This window comes from Chromobacterium sp. INPA-IVC, from assembly GCF_059047085.1.
Genome location: NZ_JBTNLS010000005.1, coordinates 120,701 through 137,093, shown reverse-complemented (window position 1 = coordinate 137,093; position 16,393 = coordinate 120,701). Strand labels below are relative to the sequence as shown.

Here is a 16,393-nt window from a genome sequence, read left to right as displayed (position 1 = left end):
TGCCTCCTCAGCCCTGCCCCGCCGGCTTGTCGCCGACGATGCGCACTTCCCGCTGCGGGAAGGGGATTTCGATATTGTGCTGCTTGAACAGCCGCCAGATGGCCAGGTTGATGTCCGATTTCAGGCCCATGAAGCCGTTCTCCGGATCGGCCACCCAAAAACCCAGCTCCAGATTGATGCCGCTGTCGGCGAACAGGGTGACAAAGGCGTTGGCGCCCGGATTCTTCAGCACGCGCGGATGGTCCGACGCCTGCTTGAGCAGGCTGAGCGCCAGGTCCAGATCGGTGCCGTAAGCCACCTGCACCGGCAGGCTGGTCCACATATTCTTGTCAGAGTAGGACTGATTGATCACCGTATTGGACATCAGCGCGTCGTTGGGGATCAGCGCCTCGGTGCCGTCGGAGCCCTTCAACACCACATAGCGCGAGGTCATCTTGGTCACATAGCCGACGCGGTTGTCCACCATCAGCCGGTCGCCGATGCGGATCGAGTGGTCGAGCAGGATGATGAAGCCGGACACGAAGTTGCTGGCGATCTTCTGCAAGCCCAGGCCCAGGCCGATACCCACCGCGCCGCCGAATACCGACAGCACGGTCAGGTCTATCCCCATCACCGGCAGCGCCACCAGCACCGAGGCCACCACCAGACCGGTGCGGGTAAGTTTGGCGAACACGATGCGCAGATTGGAATCGAGGTGCTTGAGCTTCATGATGCGGGCTTCGATCAGGCGGCTCGCCCACAGCGCCACCACCACGATCACCGTCACCCACAGCAGGCCGTTGAGAATGGTCAGCAGGTCCAGCCGGGTCTTGCCCACGTAGAAGGAGATCGACTCCAGCCAATCCATCACCGCCACGTCGAAGCCTATGGTCCAGCTGACGAAGCCCAGCCACAAGGCCGAGGCCAGGAAGTGCTCGGAATGCCGCTCGAAGCGGCTATGCGGAAAGGCCTGGCGCACCACCGCCGTGCACAGGCGGATCACCGCCAGCCAGAACAGCAGCGCGCTCAGGATGTGCAGCACCAGCATCGGCGCGTGCTCCAGCCTGCCCCAGGTGAAGCTGGCCAGCACCACCAGCACCTGAGCCGACAGCGGCAACACCAGCCGGAAGCCGGTATAGGGCAGAAACTGGTCGTAGCGCTCAGGGTTATGAGCAAACCAGTAGCGATACAGCCGGCGGGCCAGCGCATAGGCGGCGATCACGCACAACAGGCCTAGCGCCAGCTCGATCAGGCCGTTCTTGGTCTGCAGCGCGTCAAGCAGCGCGAAAAAATTCATTTCCTTGCGGATGAACAGCAATGTCCGACTCCTTGGTCAAAACGCGGCGGGCAAGCCGCCGTCAGGCAGAAACGGTATCCGACGCCGCCAACCGGCCTTCGTTCAAGCGCAGCACCCGCTGGGTGCGGCCGGCCAGTTCCAGGTCGTGGGTGACAATGATCAGGCTGGTGCCCAGCGTGCGGTTCAGCTCCAGCATCAGCTCGAACACCTGGCCGGCGGTATGGACGTCCAGATTGCCGGTGGGCTCGTCGGCCAGCAGGCAGGCCGGCTGCGTCACCAGCGCGCGGGCGATGGCGGCGCGCTGGCGCTCGCCGCCGGACAACTCGCCCGGCTTGTGCTCCAGGCGCTTGCCCAACCCGACCTTCTCCAGCATTTCGCCGGCGCGGCGGGCCGCCTCGCCCTTGTCCATCCGGCGGATCAACAACGGCATCATCACGTTTTCCAGCGCGGTGAATTCCGGCAGCAGGTGATGGAACTGGTAGACGAAGCCCATCGACTCGTTGCGCAGCCTGCCGCGCTCGGTTTCCGACAGCGTGGACAGGTCGCGGCCCAGCACTTCAACCGCGCCGGAGGTCGGCGTGTCCAGCCCCCCCAGCAGATGCAGCAGCGTGCTTTTGCCGGAGCCTGACGCGCCGACGATGGCCAGGTGCTCGCCCTTGCCCACTTCCAGATTCACGTCGGCCAGCACGTCCAGCGCCAGCTTGCCCTCCTGGTAGCGTTTGCCGAGCGATCGGCAGCTCAATACCTTATTCATAGCGCAGGGCCTCCGCCGGTTGGGTGCGCGAGGCGCGCCAGCTGGGATACAGGGTGGCGAACAAGGCCAGCAGCAGTGAAATGATGGTGATGGTGGACACGTCGCCCCACTGCACGTCGGAAGGCAGGTAGTCGATCATGTAGACGTCGCTGGACAGGATCTTGGTGCCGATGATGCGTTCGATCACCGGCACGATCACGTCCAGGTTCAGCGCGATCACCACTCCGCTGGCCACCCCGGCCAGCGTGCCCAGCACGCCGGCCACCGCGCCCTGGATCACGAAGATCTTCATGATGCTGCCGGGCGACGCGCCCAGCGTGCGCAGAATGGCGATGTCGGCCTGCTTGTCGGTCACCACCATCACCAGCGTGGACACCAGGTTGAACGCCGCCACCGCGACGATCAGCGTCAGGATGATGGTCATCATCCGCTTCTCGATCTGCACCGCGCGGAAGTAATTGGCGTTGGTGTCGGTCCAGTCGGTGACCAGCAGTTGCGGCAGTTGCGGCCGCAGCTCGGCCTTCAGCTGCGGCGCCAGCATCGGATCGTCCAGCCGCAGCCGCACGCCGCTGACGGAATCGCCCATCCGCTCCAGCACCTGGGCGTCGCGCAGATTGACCATCGCCAGCGAGGCGTCGAATTCGAACATGTCCACCTTGAAGATGCCCACCACGGTGAACTGCTTGGAGCGCGGCACCATCCCGGCCGGCGTGATGTTGCCCTGCGGCGTCATCAGCGTCACCTTGTCGCCGACGCCCACGCCCAGCTGGCGCGCCAGCTCCACGCCCAGCGTCATGCCGAAACTGCCAGGCTTCAGGTCTTCCAGCTTGCCGGACACCATGTGATGGCCCACGTCCACCACCTTGTTTTCCAGCGCGGGCTCGATGCCGCGCACCAGGCCGCCGCGCACATTGCCGTAGGCGACGAACAGGCCCTGGCTGCTGACGAAGGGCGCAGCCGCCTGCACGTGCGGCTGCTTGACCAGCATCGCCTGCGCGTCGCGCCAGCCGGCGAGGCGGCCGTCGTAACCGCTGACTTCTAGGTGGGAGGCCACGCTGAGGATGCGGCCGCGGATTTCCTTCTGGAACCCGTTCATCACCGACAGCACGATGATCAGCGCCGCCACGCCGAGGGCGATGCCGACGATGGAAATCAGGGAAATGAAGGAGATGAATCCGTTGCGGCGCTTGGCGCGCAGGTAGCGCAGCCCGATAAAGGCTTCAAATGGCATCTCGGGTTTTCTCACTCGGAACGGTAGGGATTGTCCAGGCTCTGCATCATCGCCACCAGGAAGTCGCGCACCTGCTGCTCCTCGCAGCCCATCAGCACCGCGTCCTCGAACGCGTCCTGGGCCATCTGGGCGATTTCCTCCAGGTTTTCGCGCATCACCTTCAGCTTCTCGACGCAGGCGACGATGTTGCCCTCCGGGTCGCGCCATACCGGTATTTCGATTTTCAATGCCATATTCCTGTTCCTGAAAACACGATGCCCGCGAAAAGCGGGCATCGTCGCTCGGCCGGACCGCTCAGTGCCGGCCCTTTTTCTTCTTGCCGACGGATTTCGCCGCCTTTTGCGCCTTGGCGCCTTTCTTGCCCTTGGGCTCGGCGGCCGCCTTGCATTTCCTGCCTTTGCGGCATTTCGCCGCTTCCGGCGCCGGAGACGGCTTCGCCGCGCTTTTCACGCTGACGTCATCGGAAGTATCGGCGGCCTGCAAGGCGGTGCTACGATTGACCCTGCGCGCGCCATTGTAACGCGCGGTCCAGTAGCTCTGCGACAGGTTCGACACCTCGATGTTCTTGCCGGTTCGCGGCGCGTGGATGAATTTGTTGTTGCCCATGTAGATGCCGACATGGGAATAATTGCGACCAAGCGTGTTGAAGAACACCAGGTCGCCCGGCATCAGTTCGCCGCGGCCGACCGACTTGCCCACCCGGGCCATTTCGGCCGCGGTGCGCGGCAGGTTCACCCGCAGCGATTTCTGGAACACGTAACGAATGAAGCCGCTGCAGTCCAGGCCGTCGTCCGGCGTGTTGCCGCCGAAGCGATAAGCGACGCCCAAGAGGCTCATCGCTTGCAAAAGCAAGTCGCCCACCGCATCCTCTTGCGGAGCGGCGTACTTGGAGATGGGATCGTCCGATTTGTCCGTCGCCGAACTGTCGGCGGCGGCTTTCCCCTCGGTCGGGGCCTTGTCTGGCGCGGCCTGGGCAAAAACCATGAAGCCCGCCAGCGCCAGCGCTGATAAGCGGAGTTGCAATTTCATAGGCCGCACTCTATCGGACGGGACCGGTAGTGTAAAGCCAAGCGGGACGGCGAAAAGCACATGATTCGGGAAACCTTGATTGCAATGCGGGACTTACCGCGGTTAAGAGAAATCAGCGGAATTTTGATCCGTCATGGACTGGGAGAGTTCGCTCAGCGGCTGAAGTTGCCGCGCGCGATGGAAAAGGCCGGCGAATGGCTGAACCTGTCGCTGCCGGACCGCGAATCCGGCCAGCCGACGGCGGTAAGGGTGAGGCTGGCTTTCGAAGAGCTGGGGCCCACCTTCATCAAGCTGGGCCAGATCCTGTCCACCCGCGTGGACGTGTTCCCCCCTGACTGGATAGACGAATTCGAGAAGCTGCAGAACCGGGTGCCGCCGCTGCCGCCGGCCATGGTGCGCAAGCTGATAGTCGACGCGCTGGGCGCCGAGGCCGACCAGCTGTTCGCCGAGTTCGACATGCAGCCGATAGGCTCCGCGTCCATCGCCCAGGTCCACCGGGCGCGCCTGAAGGACGGCAGCGAGGTGGCGGTGAAACTGCGCCGGCCCGGCATCGCCGACAAGGTGGAGGCCGACCTGCGCATCGTCGCCCATCTGGCCCACTTGCTGGAGCTGGAGTTTCCCGAGCTGCGCCGCTATCAGCCGTCCGGCATCGTCGCCCAGTTCTCGCGTTCGCTGCGCCGCGAGCTGGACCTGGCGATCGAGGCGCGCAATATGGAGCGCTTCGCCCGGGACTTCATCGACGACCCCTTCGTCGAAGTGCCGAGGGTGCATTGGGAATACACCAATGCCGCGGTCAACGTGCAGAGCTACGTCGACGGCGTGCCGGCCAGCGATCTCGCCCGACTGCGCGACAGCGGCCTGGACCCGGTGCTGCTGGCACAGCGCGGCGCCGATGCGGTGCTGAAGATGATCCTGGTCAACGGCTTCTTCCACGCCGACCCCCACCCCGGCAACGTGTTCTTCCTGGCCGAGCATCGCATCGCCTTCATCGATTTCGGCATGGTCGGCCGCATCAGCCACGTGCGGCGCGACGAAATCGTCGACCTGCTGTCGGCGGTGGCCGAGCGCAACGAGCACGGCATCATCGACGTGCTGGTCGAATGGACCGGCAACACGCCGGTGGACATGCCGAAATTCGCCGACGAGGTCGGCGAGTTCATGTTCCAGTACGAGCATGTGCCGCTGAAGGGGCTGAACATCAGCCAGTTGATCGGCGACATCATGGCGCTGATCCGCAATCACGGCATCGTGCTGCCGCCGGACATGGCGATGCTGTTCAAGGCGCTGGTGACGCTGGAAGGCCTGGGCAGGCAGTTGAACCCGGAATTCCAGCTGGTCGCGCACATCACGCCCTTCGTCAAGGAGCTGATCGTCGCCCGCTACCATCCGGCGGCGCTGCTCAAGCGCGGCCGGCAGTCGCTGTCCGAAGGGCTGGAGATGATAGCCGGCCTGCCGCGCGACCTGGTCCGCATCGGCCGCGACATGCGCCACGGCAAGTTCCGCGTCAATCTGGACCTGCAGCGGCTGGACAGCTTCGGCAAGCAGCTGGACCGCAGCAGCAACCGGCTGACCATGGGCATCGTCACCGGCTGCCTGATCATAGGCTCGTCGATCGTGATGACCGTCAACGCCGGCCCCAAGCTGTTCGGCCTGCCCTTCTTCGGCTTCTTCGGCTTCATGCTGGCGCTGTTCAACAGCGTGTGGCTGGTCTGGTCGATCTGGCGCTCGGGCAAGGACTTATAACCGCCGGAACAAGCATCGGAACCATTGGCAATACGGGAAACTGCGGCATCAAGTCGGGCGGAGGCGGGTCGATAGCGAGGGGGTACACCTTAAGGGACGCCGCCATGAAAATCGCCTCCGCCTCCGTCAGCCTTGGCAGCAGCTTCAGCCAGAGCCAATCCCTCAGCGTCACCCAAACCCTCTCCGTGACCTCCCCGCAACCCACCGCCGCCGACAACGTGCAGCTGAGCAGCCAGGCGACGCAGACCAGCCTGCTGGACCAGCTGAGCTCGGACAAGGACGCGGTCTACAGCCTGATCGAGGCGATACTGGAAAAGGCTTTCGGCGTCCATTTCAAGCTGCTGCGCCTGTTCCCGCTCCAACCCGAGAATTCTCAACTCTCCGTCATCCCCGATCCCACGGTCAGCGCGCAGCAGGACATCGACTACCAGCAACAGCAGCAGCTGAGCTTCACCGCCAACGGCCAGATCACTACCCAGGACGGCAAGCAGCTGCAATTCTCGCTGAACATGCAGATGCAGAGCAGCTACCAATACCACAGCAGCCAGAGCTACCAATCCGGCGGCAAGAAAAGCTGCGATCCGCTGATGGTCAACCTTGGCGGCGCCGCCGGCAGCCTGAGCGGCGCCAGCGTCAGCTTCGATTTGCAGAACAACGGCCAGATGGTGAATCTGCCCTTCTCCAGCCAGGGCGGCTGGCTGGCGCTGGACAAGAACGGCGACGGCAAGATCAATGACGGCAGCGAGCTGTTCGGGCCGCAGTCCGGCAACGGCTTCGCCGACCTGGCCAAGCTGGACAGCAACCACGACGGCGTGATCGACGAGAACGACCCCGCCTTCGCCCAACTCAAGATCTGGACCGGCCGCGGCAGCGACGGCAAGGATCAGCTGATTTCGCTGAAGGACGCCGGCATCGGCGCCATCCTGCTGCCCAGCGTGGATGCCCCGCTGACGATGCGCGCCAATCCAAGCGACGCCGATCCGCAGGCGCAAATGCGGCGCGCCGGCGTATTCGTCAAGGAGGATGGACAGGCCGGCATGATCAGCCAGCTGGACATTTATGGCTGAGCGCAGCCGGGGGCCCGCGCGAAAGCATCGCTCTCGGGCCGGCCGCCTACTGCGGCCGGCTGACGATATCCGCCTTGAACCACTTGCGCGACAGCGTCTGCAAGGTGCCGTCGCGCTGCAGATGGCCTATCGCCCGGTTCACCGCCGCCAACAGTTGCGGACTGCCTTTGCGCAACACCACGCAGGCGTCTTCGCGCGCCAGCATGCGGCCGGCAGGCGCCAGCTCGCCCTGCGTCTTCTGCGCCAGGTTGAAGGCCGCCAGCCGGTTGATCACGATGGCGTCCACCTCGCCGCGGCGCAGGCCGTCGTACTTCGTCGGATCGTCAGGGTAAAGATGGATATGGGCCTGCGGCGCGTTGTCGCGCAGCCATTGCTCGTAATTGGTGCCCGCGCTGACCCCGACATGGGCGCCGGCCAGGTCCCCTGCGCCATGGAAGCGCGGCAAATCCGGCTTGCGCACTACCAGCTGCAGCCCGGAATAAGTGTAGGGAATGGAAAATTCGAAGCGCTTCCTGCGCTCCGGTGTCGCCACCACCTGATTGATCACCACATCCATCCGGCCGGCGGCCAGATTGTCCAGCATATGATCCCACACCATGGTCTGAAAGCGCGCCGCCACGCCCATCTGCGCGGCCAGCGCCCGGCCGAAGTCCACCTCGAAGCCCTGCAGCTGGCCGCTCGCCAATTGGCTATAGGGCGGAAACGTGCCTTCCAGACCGATCTGCATCGCGCCGTCGCGCCGGATGCGCGCCCACTCCTCGCCGCCGGCTTGCGCCGCAAACTGCGGCAATAGCAACAACGCGCAAAGCGCCCATCCCTTCCAACCGGCCAAACTCATATCGCCTCCCGCTCCGCCGCCACACTGGCACTAAGGGCAAAAACCATTCCTTACACCATAGGCGATAGCCATCCGGCGGCCAGGGCAAATCCGGAAAAATCCTTTACACGCAATGCTTTGCGCCATAACTCACGCTCCGGGCATGGCCAGAAGAAATCGGATCATCCGATGGCGGAAGAAAAAAGACCTTGAAAAACGGGATTGACTCTGCGAATGATAATTATTATCATTTTCAAAAACTCACACAGGAGAAGTTCGATGAATGCCATGCTGGTTGGAGCCGACACCTTAGGCAACATCCCCGACGTGCTGCAGAACTACGGCATCACCATCCACCGCCATCTGAGCGGCCGCAACAGCTCGCATCAACGCAAGGTGGACCGCCTGCCCGCCGGCACCGACCTCCTGATCCTGTTCACCGACTTCCTCGGCCACAATGTCATGCGCCACTTCCGCGAATTGGCGGCCGAACAGCAGATCCGCTTCATCGCCTGTCGGCGTTCGGTCTGCGCGCTCAAGCAATCGCTGACCGGTGCCGGCATGTGCGAGCAGCCTTGCGCCGCTTGCCCGCAACGCGGCGGCGGCGACAAGCCGATCAAACGCAAGCGTTGAAGCATCTGTTTCAGCAAGATTTTTCTCTAAGCTCTTACCTTTGTAGATTCACGAGCCGGCCGCAGCCGGCTCTCTTTTTGCCCGCCGCGCGCAATCGTCGAACCAAGGCCGCAGATCGGCGCTGAACAATGCCGCCAGCGCCTGCGCCGCAGCATAAGCCTCCTCCGCTTCCGCTTCTCGGCCCGATCCCCGCAGCGCCCTCGCCCGCTCCAGCAGCAGGAAGGCGCGATCCACGTCCTCTTCTCCGTTCGCGGCGATCAAGGCCAGGCCGGCGTCGGCGGCCTGCAAACCGTCCCGCCAACGCTCGAAACGGTTCGCCGTCAACGCCAGCAGGTACTCCGCCCGCTCATGGTTCACCCAGCTGCCCACCCGCCCCCACAGCAGCCTGGCGATCCGCGCGCCGCTGGACAAGGTTTCCGCACAGGACGAATCGCGGATGTCCAGCTCGCCGCGCTCCAGCAGCGCCGAGACGATGTTCGTCAACAAGGATGCCAACGCGGCGTCCAGCTCACCTGCCTCGCATAGCTCCAGCGCGGCCAGCAAGGCGGAAAACTCCGACAACAGCTCCGGCAGCGGCGTCGAGCCCTGCGCCCCTTGCAGCACGCCCAGCCTGAGCGCCAAACGCACGCACTCCGCGTTCGCGCCGCCCGCCAGCCATTGCCGCTCCAGCTTCCAGGAGCCCAGCGCGTCGCCCGCCAGCGTGGCGGCTACTGCGCAATGGCGCAGCAATATCGGGCCGGCCTCGGCCAGGGGCAGCCTCTTCAGCAAAGCCCAGGCGCCGCGCCAATCCCCTTTCTTCTCGCCCAAAAGATGGTTGGCCAGCCACGCCGCCCTAGGCAGAGAGGCTGCAGGAAGATCCGGAGATGCGAGCAAGCCGGGCAATTGCGCGATCGCCTCGTCCGGGTAGTCGTCATGGGTTCGCATCAAGGCATCGAGAACGGCAAGGGCGGACATGAAAAAGGCCTTTCCAAACAAGAAAGGCCCAGTGTCGCCAGCGATGATGAAAATGTCAAAAGCATCAATCGCCGGACGCTTCGTCTCCCCGCCCCGCCTGGCGCGCGGCATCGCGCAGCATGCCCAACTGCTGCGAAAACTGCCTGCAGTTGCCGCACAACATCAAATGCATTTTCAGCTTGAGCAGCTCACCCATGCTCAACGGGCGGTCCAGTCCGGCGGATATCAACCGGCTGGCCGCGCGGCAATTCAACTTCATCGCTCGTCCTCCCGGCTCCAGCGTATCGAAAAACACTCGCGCAGGCTCATGCGCGCGCGGTACAACAGCACTGAACAGTTAGTCGCGGTGATCTCCAGATTGTTACAGATGTCGGCGATCTCCATGCCCATCACCTCGCGCATCGCGAACACCATCGCGGTGCGGCGCGGCATCACCTTGGAACACTCCTCGAACACCTGCCAGAACTGCTTCGACACCAGCTGCGACTCGGGCCCGCTCCAGGCGCGCATCGGCTCGCGCCAATGGCCGTCCTGGGTGAACAAGCCGTCGAAGTCGCTGTCGTCGCACTCGTCATCCAAGGATTCGAACAGTTTTTCCTTGCCCTTGCGGCGCAGGGCGTCGATCAGCTTGAAACGCAGAATGGAGGTCAGCCAGGTGCGCAGGGTAGACTTGCCGGAGAAGTTATCCCGCGACTCCAGCGCCGCCAGCAGCGTCTCCTGCACCGCCTCCTCGGCCGCGTCGCGCTCGCGCAGCTGGGCCAGCGCGTAACGCAGCAGATAAGGACGTTCCTGTTCTATCGCTTGCGGATCCACCATGCGCTTACTCCCTGCAGAATTCCACCGCCTGGTCCAGGCGGTCCACGGCCAATACCTTAAGGCCCTCGATTTCCTGACGCGGCTTGTTGGCGCTGGGCACGATGGCGCGGGTGAAGCCCAGCTTGGCGGCTTCCTTCAACCGTTCCTGGCCGCGCGTCACCGGCCGCACCTCGCCGGCCAGGCCCACTTCGCCGAACACCACCAGCTTCTCCGGCAGCGCCTTGTTGCGCAAGGACGAAACCATGGCCAGGATGATGGCGAGGTCGGCCGCCGGCTCATTGATCTTGACGCCGCCCACCGCGTTGAGGAACACATCCTGGTCGAAGCAGGCCACGCCGCCGTGGCGGTGCAGCACCGCCAGCAGCATCGCCAGCCGGTTCTGCTCCAGGCCCACGGTCAGCCGCTTGGGCTGGAAGCCGTGGCAGTCGTCGACCAGCGCCTGGATTTCCACCAGCAGCGGCCGGGTGCCCTCCTGCGTCACCAGCACGCAGGAGCCGGCGACATCGTCGCGGTAGGATGAGAGGAAGATGGCCGACGGATTGGACACGCCCTTCAGGCCGCGATCGGTCATCGCGAACACGCCCAACTCGTTGACCGCGCCGAAGCGGTTCTTGATCGCGCGTATCATCCGGTAGCTGGAATGGGAGTCGCCCTCGAAATACAGCACGGTATCCACCATGTGCTCCAGCACGCGCGGACCAGCCAGCGAGCCCTCTTTGGTGACGTGGCCGACCAGCAGCACGGTGATGCCGCTCTGCTTGGCCATCCGCGTCAGCTGCGCCGCGCACTCGCGCACCTGCGACACCGAGCCCGGCGCCGAAGTCACCTGCTCGGTGTACAGCGTCTGGATGGAGTCGATCACCACCACCTCGGGTTGCTCGCGCTTCAGCGTCTCCAGAATATTTTCGATGCAGATCTCGGCCAGCAGGTCGACACTGCTGGTATCCAACGCCAGCCGCGAGGCGCGCAGCGCGATCTGCTGCGCCGACTCCTCGCCGGACACGTACAACACCTTGCGGTTCTGGCCGATCTGCGACAGCGCCTGCAACAGCAGCGTGGACTTGCCGATGCCGGGGTCGCCGCCGATCAGCACCACCGCGCCGCGGACGATGCCGCCGCCCAGCACGCGGTCCAGCTCGTCGATGCCGGACGGATCGCGCGGGGTTTCCGCGGTCTGCACCTCGGACAGCTTCTGCACCTTGGTGACATTGGCCGCCCAGGACTGGAAGCGCGGTCCGGCCGCGGCCGGAGCGGCCACCGCCTCGGTCAGCGTGTTCCAGGCATTGCAGTGCGGGCACTGGCCCTGCCACTTGGGCGATTGTCCGCCGCACTCGGTGCAGCTGAATACGGTTTTGTTCTTGGCCATCAGGGAAGGATTCAGGGTGAATCAAAGGCGGAAGGATAGCAGGACGGCGCGAAGCCGGCAGTCAAAAAACTTCAACCCGGGCTGCGCCCCGAGTCGGATTTGTTCAATTCCTGAATGATGTTGAGCAGACGCTTCTGGTCTTCGGGCGGCGCCGACGATGAGTGTTTGGCCGCCTGGCCGTCCGGCTGGCCATTGCGTATCGCGCGCATCACCGCCGCCACCTGGGGATCGTTCTTGGCCGCGCGATCGGCCTCTTCGCTGCTCATCAGATCGGGCAGGCCGGTCTGCCCGGCCGACGAGGTGGAGCCGCTCGCCGACCGCTTGCCGGCCATCGCCGGCGTCGGGCCGGAAGCCGGCTGCGCCGCTACCTCGGGCAGCGGCTCCATCGTTTCCAGCTTGTTCTTGGCCATGTACTCGTTCATCTCGCGCCAGCCGGCGTAGATGAAGGCCTTGTCCGCACTCGGATTGCGCTGGTAGCACTCCTCCAGCGAACGGCCGGTCTGGCGGCAGGCCGCGCCTATCGCCTTGTCCGAATCCTTGCTCAGCCCGGTCACGCTGTTCACGTAGTTGCAGCCGCCCAGCAGCAGCGCGCAGGCCAACAACAGCAGTCTCTTCATGCCCTCTCCCCGTTTCAGCCGCGCGGCTTGCGCAGATCCAGCTCCACGACTTCCCCGCTGCGGCCGCGGCTGTCGCCGCCCAGCCAGTACAAGAAATGCGGCATCAAATCCGCCAGATCGGCGCGCTCGCTCTTGTCCTCGCCCGGATGAGTGCGGTTGCGCTGCGGCGAATTGACCGGCCCCGGCAGCAACAGATTGACGCGCAGATTGGGCAACATCTCCCATTCGTCGGCCGCCACCTTGGTCAGGTACGGCAAGCCGGCGTTGGACGCGCCGAAGCCGCCCCAGTAAGCCGCCGGATGCAGCGCATGATGCTCGCCGACGAACAGCACCGACGCATCCGGCGCGTCCTTCAGCAGCGGCAGGCAGGCGCGGGTCAGCGCGAACGGCGCCACGGTGTTGATCCGGTACTGGTTCATCCATTCTTCTATGGTCTGGTTGGTCAGCGGCGACAATGCGTAGAAATGCGAGGCGCAATGCACGATGCCGTCCAGACGATCGAATTCGCGCTTGATGGTCAGCGCCAGCTGGTTGAATTCGTTCTCGCCCGCGTTCAGCAGATCCAGCGGCACCGCCGCCGGTTCCGGCCCGCCGGCCGCCACGATTTCATCGTAGACCTTCTCCAGCCCCTTGACGCTGCGAGACAGCAGCACCACGGTGGCGCCATGGCGGGCGAAGGCCAGCGCGGCCTCGCGCCCCACGCCCTGAGAGGCGCCGGTGATCAGGATCACGCGCCCTGCCAGCGCGTCTTGGGCAAACTCGGTCTTCATCGTCATGGTTCTATTCCTAAGTCCTGCAATGCGGCCGCCGCCGCGGCCACGCCGCTGCGCGCCGCCCCCTCGAGCGTCGCCGGATAATCGGGATGCGCCCAATCCCCGGCCAGATAGATTCCCTTTTGCGCTGTCCGCGCCGCCGGCCGCTCCAGGCCGACTTCGCTGGCGAACGTCGCCCGCTTCTCCACGATCACCCGGCTATAGACCGGTTCGGCCAGATGCGGCGCCAGCCGGCGCGCGTCGGCCAGCGCCCGGGCGACCAATTCATCGGCGTCCGGCAGCGCCGCCGGCGCGCTGAGCACCGCCGCCACCAGGCCGGCCTCGCCGGCCAGCGCCTCCCGGTCGAACAGCCAGTCCATGCCGCCGCCGCTGACGCCCATCATCGGCGCCGGCAGCCGCGGCGAAACATCGAAACGCAGGTAGACGGTGGCGATCGGCCAGTAGCGGTAAGCCTCCAGCGCCACGCGCAACTTCGGATCATCCAGCAGTTCCGCCGCATGGTAGGGCGCGACGGCGCTTATCACCGCATCATACCTTTCATCGTCCACTTGCGGACCATCCGGAAGCGGGGCGATGCGCCGCGCCCGGCGGCCGGCGCGCAGATCCGCTCCCCTCTCCGCCAGCCAGCGCCAGGCCGGGGCGGGAAACAGCGCCGACAACCCCGCCGCCGGCAACAACAGGTCGCTGTCCGCGCGCCGCGCGCCCAGGCTGTCGCGCAGCGTGGCGGCCAGCACCCGCATCGACGCCCGCTCCGGCGGCGTGTTCAGCGCCGACAACACCATCGGCCGCCAGAAATCGTCGCGCAGCCTGCGGCTCTGGCCTTGCTCCGCCAGCCATTCGGCCACACTGCAATCGCGCGCTAGCCGGTAGCCTCCGCGCCGCAAGCCGTCCAGCGCGCGCGCCAGCAGCCATTTGTCGCGCCAGCCCAGGCCGCGCGCCGCCAGCAATCCCGCGGCCAGATGCAGCGGCGCGGGCAGGCGCGGGCAGTCCAGGCTCAGCCCCCCTTCCCGCCGCCACTGCAGCGGCTTGCGCAGCAGCAAGCGGTCGGGATCGGCGCCGACTGTCCGCATCAGGCGCAGGCATTCTGCATAAGCGCCGAGCAAAATGTGCTGACCATTGTCAAACCTGTCTTCCGCGCGCCCGATGCAGCGCGCGCGGCCGCCAGGTTCGCGCCCGGCCTCATAGACGGTGACATCGGCATGGCCGGCCAGTTCCACCGCCGCGGCGAGCCCGGCCCAGCCGGCGCCCACCACCGCCACCCTGGGTTTCACGGCTTGTAGCCGAAGGTCCAGGTTTTCCAGGCCAGCCACAGTTTGCGGCCAGTCCCCAGCGACAGCCGCTGGTTCAGCACTTTCGCCGGACCATCCTGCTGGATTTCCCGCAGCGTGGCGCGATAGATGGCCGCCATCAGCAGCCCCGGGCGCTGCGATTTGCGGTCCGCCGCCGGCAGCAGCTCCCAGGCCTTGCGGTAATGCTCGTGCGCGCGTTCGATCTGGAATGCCATCAGCGACTTGAAGGCGTCGCTTTCCTCGTAATGCAGAATATCCATCGCCGGGCAGTTGAAGCGCTGCAGCTCCTCCATCGGCAGATAGATGCGGTCGCGCCGCGCGTCCTCGCCGACGTCGCGGATGATGTTGGTCAGCTGGAAGGCGACCCCCAGCTCGTGCGCGTACTCCAGCGTGCGCTCGTCGCTATAGCCGAAGATGCGCGCCGCGAGCTTGCCCACCACGCCTGCCACCCGGTGGCAGTACAGCAGCAGGTCCTGGAAACGCTGATAGCGGACCATGCTCAGGTCCATCTCCATGCCGTCGACGATTTCTTCCAGTTCGGACTGCGGCAGCTGGAACGCTTCGAGATGCGGCAACAGCGCGCGCATCACCGGGTGATCCACCTCGCCTCGGTAGGCGCGCTGCACCTGGCCGCGCCACCAAGCCAATTTAGCCTGAGCCACGCTCAGGTCATGGCATTCGTCCACCGCGTCGTCCACCTCGCGGCAAAACGCGTACAGCGCGGTTATCGCCCGCCGCCGCTCTTCGGGCAGAAAGCGGAAGCTGTAGTAGAAACTGGAGCCGCTGGCCGCGGCCTTGTCTTCGCAATACTGATCGGGCGTCACGCGCCTCTCCCCAACTGTCGCCGGCCCGTCTCCGAGCCAGACTCATTCCGTTTCCGGCGCCGCGCCGGCTCACTTGGCCCGGCACGCCCGCCACATCATATATATCCAATCGCCAGCGCCCAGCTTGGGCCGCTGTCCGAACACATCGCCGCCGGACGCGTGCAGCTTGTGCAAAATGCGGTCGCCGCCCATCACGATCAGCCTCAACTCCAGCCCCAGCCTGCCGCGCAACGTTCTGCCCAGCGGCGCGCCGGCCTGCAGCATCTTGCGCGCCCGCTCGGTCTGGAACAGCATCAGCGCGCGCCATTTGGCGTCGAAACGGCCAGCGGCGATCTGCGCTTCGTCCACGCCGAAACGCGCCAGATCCTCCTGCGGCAGGTAAACCCTGCCCTTGCCCCAGTCCACCGCCGCATCCTGCCAGAAGTTGATCAGCTGCAAGGCGGTGCAGATGCCGTCGGACTGCGCCAGGCTGCGCGCGTCGGTCTCGCCGTACAGCGCCAGCATCAGCCGGCCGACTGGATTGGCGGAGCGGCGGCAGTAGTCGACCAGTTCGGCGAAGCTCTGGTAACGGGTCTTCACCACATCCTGGCGGAAGGCCGACAGCAGATCCCGAAATGGCTGCAGCGGCAAAGCGTGCTCGGCAATGGCCGCCGCCAGCGGCACCATCAGTTCGATCCGGGGAGGCTCGCCCGCCCCGATGCGGTCCAGATCGGCCTCCAGGCGGTCCAGCTCCGCCAAACGCTCGGAAGGACTCGCGTCGCCCTCGTCGGCCACGTCGTCCGCATAGCGGGCGAAATGGTAGATGGCGTGGACCGCGCGCCGCATCTTGCGCGGCAGCAACAGCGAACCCACCGGGAAATTCTCGTAGTGGCCGACCGACATCGCGCCCTCCTGCGTATCCGGGCCGCCGATTATACCCGACGCCCCCTTGCAGCGTCCTGCCCGCTGACAATGCCATGCCCGCATGTCCTGAGCCATGCCGACAGCGCCATCGCGGCAATTTTCACTTTTTGCACGGCAAGGTATTTACAAGCCCAAAAGACACGCATAGAATGCTCAGCACTGTGAACGCAGCGATGGACCAACGGGGGTATAGCTCAGCTGGGAGAGCGCTTGCATGGCATGCAAGAGGTCAGCGGTTCGATCCCGCTTATCTCCACCAATAACTGCTTCACAATGAAACAAGCCCGCCCATGCGGGCTTT

The 16,393-nt window shown here is 65.1% G+C and carries 18 protein-coding genes and 1 tRNA gene; 4 read left to right on the top strand and 15 right to left on the bottom strand.

Features of this window, described 5'->3' with window-relative positions; genetic code table 11:
- Positions 1–7: 7 nt before the first annotated feature.
- The 5 genes from ACX17K_RS10380 to ACX17K_RS10360 form a co-directional block, all read right to left on the bottom strand.
- Entirely contained in the window at positions 8–1,297 is a 1,290-nt protein-coding gene (locus tag ACX17K_RS10380; protein WP_493774718.1) for a mechanosensitive ion channel family protein, read from the bottom strand.
- Between the two features lie 40 nt (positions 1,298–1,337).
- Positions 1,338–2,030, bottom strand: a complete 693-nt coding sequence (gene lolD / locus ACX17K_RS10375; protein ID WP_493774717.1) for a lipoprotein-releasing ABC transporter ATP-binding protein LolD — start codon at positions 2,028–2,030, stop codon at positions 1,338–1,340.
- Positions 2,023–3,261, bottom strand: coding sequence for a lipoprotein-releasing ABC transporter permease subunit (locus ACX17K_RS10370; RefSeq protein ID WP_104947549.1), 1,239 nt, complete (start codon positions 3,259–3,261; stop codon positions 2,023–2,025). Before ACX17K_RS10370 ends, lolD begins: the two co-directional genes overlap by 8 nt.
- An 11-nt stretch (positions 3,262–3,272) precedes the next feature.
- A complete protein-coding gene (locus tag ACX17K_RS10365) occupies positions 3,273–3,494 on the bottom strand; it encodes a hypothetical protein (protein ID WP_493774716.1) in 222 nt (73 codons plus the stop codon).
- A 61-nt stretch (positions 3,495–3,555) separates the two neighbouring features.
- Positions 3,556–4,290 (bottom strand): C40 family peptidase, encoded by a 735-nt coding sequence (locus ACX17K_RS10360; RefSeq protein ID WP_343479221.1) that lies wholly within the window; start codon positions 4,288–4,290, stop codon positions 3,556–3,558.
- 60 nt (positions 4,291–4,350) lie between these two features.
- Between ACX17K_RS10360 and ACX17K_RS10355 the strand changes: the two genes are divergently transcribed.
- Together ACX17K_RS10355 and ACX17K_RS10350 are read left to right on the top strand one after the other, a co-directional pair.
- On the top strand, positions 4,351–6,033 hold the full coding sequence (locus ACX17K_RS10355; protein ID WP_493774715.1) for an ABC1 kinase family protein: 1,683 nt from the start codon (positions 4,351–4,353) through the stop codon (positions 6,031–6,033).
- 104 nt (positions 6,034–6,137) lie between these two features.
- On the top strand, positions 6,138–7,100 hold the full coding sequence (locus tag ACX17K_RS10350; RefSeq protein ID WP_493774714.1) for an SPM autocatalytic domain-containing protein: 963 nt from the start codon (positions 6,138–6,140) through the stop codon (positions 7,098–7,100).
- A 46-nt stretch (positions 7,101–7,146) separates the two neighbouring features.
- On the opposite strand, the gene ACX17K_RS10345 is transcribed toward ACX17K_RS10350, so the two are convergent.
- Positions 7,147–7,938 carry a transporter substrate-binding domain-containing protein gene (locus tag ACX17K_RS10345; protein WP_493774713.1) on the bottom strand — a complete coding sequence of 264 codons (792 nt, stop codon included), beginning with the start codon at positions 7,936–7,938 and terminating at the stop codon, positions 7,147–7,149.
- A 258-nt stretch (positions 7,939–8,196) separates the two neighbouring features.
- Between ACX17K_RS10345 and ACX17K_RS10340 the strand changes: the two genes are divergently transcribed.
- Complete coding sequence (locus tag ACX17K_RS10340) at positions 8,197–8,550, top strand: DUF2325 domain-containing protein (protein ID WP_021477625.1); 354 nt, start codon at positions 8,197–8,199, stop codon at positions 8,548–8,550.
- A 48-nt stretch (positions 8,551–8,598) separates the two neighbouring features.
- Here the strand turns inward: ACX17K_RS10340 and ACX17K_RS10335 are convergent, their stop codons facing one another.
- From ACX17K_RS10335 to hpnC, 9 genes are all read right to left on the bottom strand, one after another.
- Positions 8,599–9,504 carry a hypothetical protein gene (locus tag ACX17K_RS10335; RefSeq protein ID WP_493774712.1) on the bottom strand — a complete coding sequence of 302 codons (906 nt, stop codon included), beginning with the start codon at positions 9,502–9,504 and terminating at the stop codon, positions 8,599–8,601.
- A gap of 64 nt (positions 9,505–9,568) precedes the next feature.
- On the bottom strand, positions 9,569–9,763 hold the full coding sequence (locus tag ACX17K_RS10330) for an anti-sigma factor family protein (protein ID WP_493774711.1): 195 nt from the start codon (positions 9,761–9,763) through the stop codon (positions 9,569–9,571).
- Positions 9,760–10,320 carry a sigma-70 family RNA polymerase sigma factor gene (locus tag ACX17K_RS10325; RefSeq protein WP_104947555.1) on the bottom strand — a complete coding sequence of 187 codons (561 nt, stop codon included), beginning with the start codon at positions 10,318–10,320 and terminating at the stop codon, positions 9,760–9,762. Before ACX17K_RS10325 ends, ACX17K_RS10330 begins: the two co-directional genes overlap by 4 nt.
- Before the next feature lie 4 nt (positions 10,321–10,324).
- Entirely contained in the window at positions 10,325–11,686 is a 1,362-nt protein-coding gene (gene radA / locus ACX17K_RS10320) for a DNA repair protein RadA (RefSeq protein WP_493774710.1), read from the bottom strand.
- Between the two features lie 71 nt (positions 11,687–11,757).
- Positions 11,758–12,303: a hypothetical protein gene (locus ACX17K_RS10315; RefSeq protein WP_493774709.1), complete on the bottom strand. Its 546-nt coding sequence runs from the start codon at positions 12,301–12,303 to the stop codon at positions 11,758–11,760.
- A gap of 14 nt (positions 12,304–12,317) precedes the next feature.
- Complete coding sequence (locus ACX17K_RS10310; RefSeq protein ID WP_166438231.1) at positions 12,318–13,079, bottom strand: SDR family oxidoreductase; 762 nt, start codon at positions 13,077–13,079, stop codon at positions 12,318–12,320.
- Entirely contained in the window at positions 13,076–14,347 is a 1,272-nt protein-coding gene (gene hpnE / locus ACX17K_RS10305; RefSeq protein WP_493774708.1) for a hydroxysqualene dehydroxylase HpnE, read from the bottom strand. The genes ACX17K_RS10310 and hpnE overlap by 4 nt, the downstream gene beginning before the upstream one ends.
- A complete protein-coding gene (gene hpnD / locus ACX17K_RS10300; protein WP_493774707.1) occupies positions 14,344–15,189 on the bottom strand; it encodes a presqualene diphosphate synthase HpnD in 846 nt (281 codons plus the stop codon). The genes hpnE and hpnD overlap by 4 nt, the downstream gene beginning before the upstream one ends.
- A gap of 69 nt (positions 15,190–15,258) precedes the next feature.
- Positions 15,259–16,071 (bottom strand): squalene synthase HpnC, encoded by an 813-nt coding sequence (gene hpnC, locus ACX17K_RS10295; RefSeq protein WP_493774706.1) that lies wholly within the window; start codon positions 16,069–16,071, stop codon positions 15,259–15,261.
- Positions 16,072–16,275: 204 nt separating this feature from the next.
- On the opposite strand from hpnC, the gene ACX17K_RS10290 reads away from it, so the two are divergent.
- A tRNA-Ala gene (locus ACX17K_RS10290) sits at positions 16,276–16,351 on the top strand.
- Positions 16,352–16,393 lie beyond the last annotated feature (42 nt).